General features: G+C 70.2%; 4 protein-coding genes and 1 pseudogene. 3 read left to right on the plus strand and 2 right to left on the minus strand.

What is annotated here, in order from left to right; all coding sequences use genetic code 11:
• The first annotated feature begins 197 nt into the window (after positions 1–197).
• Genes HR086_RS45650 through HR086_RS45660 form a run of 3 tightly spaced genes read left to right on the plus strand, consistent with a single transcriptional unit; the run spans position 198 to position 2,574 of the window.
• Positions 198–1,382 carry a ParB N-terminal domain-containing protein gene (locus HR086_RS45650; protein WP_174468793.1) on the plus strand — a complete coding sequence of 395 codons (1,185 nt, stop codon included), beginning with the start codon at positions 198–200 and terminating at the stop codon, positions 1,380–1,382.
• Positions 1,382–1,948 carry an orotate phosphoribosyltransferase gene (gene pyrE, locus HR086_RS45655; protein ID WP_141648692.1) on the plus strand — a complete coding sequence of 189 codons (567 nt, stop codon included), beginning with the start codon at positions 1,382–1,384 and terminating at the stop codon, positions 1,946–1,948. The genes HR086_RS45650 and pyrE overlap by 1 nt, the downstream gene beginning before the upstream one ends.
• Positions 1,945–2,574 (plus strand): hypothetical protein, encoded by a 630-nt coding sequence (locus HR086_RS45660; RefSeq protein ID WP_174455834.1) that lies wholly within the window; start codon positions 1,945–1,947, stop codon positions 2,572–2,574. The genes pyrE and HR086_RS45660 overlap by 4 nt, the downstream gene beginning before the upstream one ends.
• 18 nt (positions 2,575–2,592) lie before the next feature.
• On the opposite strand, the gene HR086_RS45665 is transcribed toward HR086_RS45660, so the two are convergent.
• Together HR086_RS45665 and HR086_RS45670 are read right to left on the minus strand one after the other, a co-directional pair.
• Positions 2,593–3,186 (minus strand): TIGR00730 family Rossman fold protein, encoded by a 594-nt coding sequence (locus HR086_RS45665; protein ID WP_174468794.1) that lies wholly within the window; start codon positions 3,184–3,186, stop codon positions 2,593–2,595.
• Between the two features lies 1 nt (position 3,187).
• Positions 3,188–3,457, minus strand: a pseudogene (locus tag HR086_RS45670) (rhomboid family intramembrane serine protease); the annotation flags it as partial.

A 3,457-nucleotide genomic window follows, 5' to 3' on the forward strand; every position in this document is an offset into this window, starting at 1 on the left:
GCCTCCGCCCCCCCGGGCCGAGACGCGTCCGGTAGCCCCGCCCGTGGAGCAGCCTGCTTCTGCCGAGCCGCCAACGCCCTTCGCGTTGGGTGCTGGCGCCAAGAAGAAGGTCGTGGTGAAGAAGAAGACCCGCTAGAGCTCGCTTCCCGCGCCGCCGGAGTCGGTGGCGCGGGAGTGGGTAGACCAGGGGTGCCACCATGGACGCCGAGCACAGGGTTGACGGAGAGGATGGGATGCCGGGTTCTCCGGAAGGTGGCTCGACGTCCACGCCCGAGGCTGTTTCGGCGCGGAGCGACGGTGGGTCCCAGGACTCCGCGCCGGGCGAGCCCGCGCCGCGGGAGCTGACGCGCGTCGAAGGTGGGGAAGGGGAGTCCGCCCCCGTCACCGCGACGGATGCGGGGGCTGTGTCCCCGGAAGGAGGCTCGGTGGAGTCTCAGGGTGTCGCCGCGGAAGGAGCACCCGTCTCGGGTGAACCGGAGCGGGCCATGGAGTCGTCGGTGGGTGTGTCGGAAGAGTCGCAGGTGAAGTCCACATCGGAGTCGGGAGTGTCCGAAGGGGAGCGTCCGCCGGAGTCGCGGCTTGATGACGCGCCCGGGCAGGAGCCATCCGCCCCCGAGGGGACTGCCTCCCCCGAGGCTCGGTCCGGGACGGAAGCTTCCGCCGGGGTGGAGTCCGGTGTCTCCGAGACAGCGGCTTCCGAGGGGCAGGAGTCGGGTGCCGCCGACGAGGAAGAGTCGGGACCCGAACTGCTGGCCGCGCCGGAGGAGCGTCTCGCCGGCCGGGTGGTGACGGTGCTGATGCCACTGGAGCGGCTCGAGGACGAGTCGGCGTACCGGCTGCGTCCGGAGGGTGACGTGTCCGGGCTGGCCACGGACATCGCCCGGCTGGGGCAGTTGTTCCCGGTGGACGTGCGTCCCCGGGGCGGAGAGAGCTACCAGCTGGTGTGCGGTTTCCGGCGCGTGGCCGCGCTGCGTTTCCTCAAGCGGGACGCGGTGCAGGCGCGCGTGCACACGGACCTGTCGGACGAGGACGCGCTCCTCATGTCGTTGGCGGAGGCCATCCACGCCACGCCGGTGGGCCCCGAGGTGTTGGAGGCCAAGCGCGACCAGTTGGAAGCCCAGGGCCGGCTGAGCGCCGCCGTGGCCGACATGCTCGCCAAGGCGCTTGCCACCGATGATGAGCTGGCACCCGAGGGCGTGGAAGAAGAGGTCGACGCCGACGAGCTGGCGGCGGACGTGTCGCAGCGGTTGGGGACCATCAACCAGGAACTCTCGCTGCTGGCGGACGTGTTCACCTCGCTGGATGAGTCGCGCCGAGCGGAGCTGCTGATGCAACTGCGGTACTCCTCCGAGCTGGTGGCGTACCTGGAGGGGTTGAAGTGATGTCCGACTTGTTCGCCCGTGACAGGGCCCGGCTGCTGGAGTTGCTCACCGAGCGCTCCTTCGAGCGCCGTCGCGTGGTGCTCTCCTCTGGCAAGGAGTCGGACTTCTACATCGACTGCAAGCGCACCGCGCTCCTGGCCGAAGGACACTTCCTCATCGGCCGGCTCTTCCTGGAGGCCATCCGCCGCGAGGCGCCCGAGGCGGTGGGCGCGGGCGGACTGACGCTGGGCGCGGATCCGCTCGCGTCCGCGGTGAGCCTCACCGGCTACCTGTCTGGCTATCCGCTGGCCGCGTTCATCGTCCGCAAGGAGCCCAAGGGCCACGGCACCGGCCAGTGGATTGAAGGCCTGAGCGGGCTGGGCGCGGGCGCGAAGGTGGCCATCGTCGAGGACGTGGTGACGACGGGTGGCTCGACGCTCAAGGCGATTGAGCGGGCCAAATCCGAGGGACTGACGGTGCTGGGGGCGTTCGCCCTGGTGGACCGACTGGAGGGGGGACGCGAAGCGGTGGAGGCCGCGGGCCACCGGCTCACCACGCTGTTCACCCGCAAGGACTTCATTCCGTGAAGAAGCTTCTCGCGACGGGAGCGCTGCTGGGCCTGTTGTCCGGCTGCTCCACCACGCCTCCCACCATCGGCGAGCAGGCCCCCACGCTGCACGACGAGAACGCGGAAGCGGCCTACCGGGCCCTGCTCGACAAGTACTCGGGCCAGCAGCAAATCTACGACGGCTTCGACACCCGCCTCTTCGCCGGGGTGACGCTCCAGTCGATGGCGTTTCGCGAGGCGCGGGTGAAGCGGCAGGCGGCCTTCCAGGTGCTGCCGCCTCCCAAGGTGGAGCAGCTGCTCTCCGAGGAGCGCACCGAGGCCGGGCAGGTGCACGAATTTTTCCTGGGTGTGCACGTCAACGACTACCGGTACCTCGACTTTGACTTCAAGAAGACCATCTGGCGCATGGCGCTGGTGACGCCCGCGGGCGAGGTGACGCCGGTGCGCATCCGTCGGCTGGGCCGCGCGGACCTGGAGATGCGCGCCTACTACCCGTACACCAGCGTCTTCTGGGTCGGCTACGAGGTGCAGTTCCCCACGGTGATGTCCACCGGGCAGCTCGTCATTCCCCCTGGTACGGAGCAGGTGATGTTCCGCCTCGCCTCGTCGCTGGGCCAGGCTGAGATGAAGGTGGCCGCGCAGTAGCACGCGGCCCCGTGTCGCTTAAGTCTGCTCGGGGCGCTTCAGCCACTTCTCCGTCACCGTGAGCGTGGGCCCGTCGAGCATCCGGTCCACCAGTTCCTGGGGTGACGCGCTCACCGCGAAGGGCAGGGCCTGCTCCGGCGGCGCGAAGCCCTCGTTGGCCAGGTGTCGTGCGAGCGTCACCAGGGGTTGGAAGAAGCCGAGCGTGTCGAGCAGGCCCATGGGCTTCTGGTGCAGGCCCAGCTGTGCCCAGGTGATGATTTCGAAGAGCTCGTCCAGCGTGCCGAAGCCGCCGGGCAGCGCGAGGAACGCGTCCGAGCGTGAGGCCATCAGCGCCTTGCGCTCGTGCATGGAGTCCACGCGGATGAGCTCCGTGAGGCCCAGGTGGGCAATCTCCCGCGCGCCCATGAAGTGCGGCAGCACGCCCACCACCTTGCCTCCCGCGGCCAGGGTGGCGGCGGCCACGGTGCCCATGAGGCCCACGCTCGCCCCGCCGTAGACGAGCGTCATGCCGCGCCGTCCCAGCTCGGTGCCCAGGGCCGTCGCCGCCTCGGCGTACTCGGGCCGTGCGCCCGGCCGCGAGCCGCAGAAGACGCAGATGCTGCGCACGTCCATGTCAGAACGCTCCGTGCCGCTCGGGGTGGGCCGCGTAGAGGGCCACCAGCGCCGTGAGGAACAGGATGATGGGCAGCGCGAGCGCGTACACCTGCCGGCCCTGCCGCAGGGCCACGCCACAGGGCAGGCCGAAGAGGAACCCTCCCAGGTGCCCGGACCAGCTCACGAAGGGCAGCAGGCTGAGCACCGCCACCTGCACCAGCCAGATGCCCAGCTCCCGGCGTCCCTGTCGCGTGGCGATGGGCAGCATGGCGCCCGCCCACCCCAGAAT

It is taken from the genome of Myxococcus sp. CA039A, assembly GCF_013336645.1.
Classification (GTDB): Bacteria; Myxococcota; Myxococcia; order Myxococcales; family Myxococcaceae; genus Myxococcus; species Myxococcus llanfairpwllgwyngyllgogerychwyrndrobwllllantysiliogogogochensis.

What these genes read in the sequence shown, in the direction of transcription:
- HR086_RS45665 (WP_174468794.1), bottom strand. Translation starts at nt 3,186, where the DNA reads ATGGACGTGCGCAGCATCTGCGTCTTCTGCGGCTCGCGGCCGGGCGCA.
- pyrE (WP_141648692.1), top strand. Translation starts at nt 1,382, where the DNA reads ATGTCCGACTTGTTCGCCCGTGACAGGGCCCGGCTGCTGGAGTTGCTC.
- HR086_RS45650 (WP_174468793.1), top strand. Translation starts at nt 198, where the DNA reads ATGGACGCCGAGCACAGGGTTGACGGAGAGGATGGGATGCCGGGTTCT.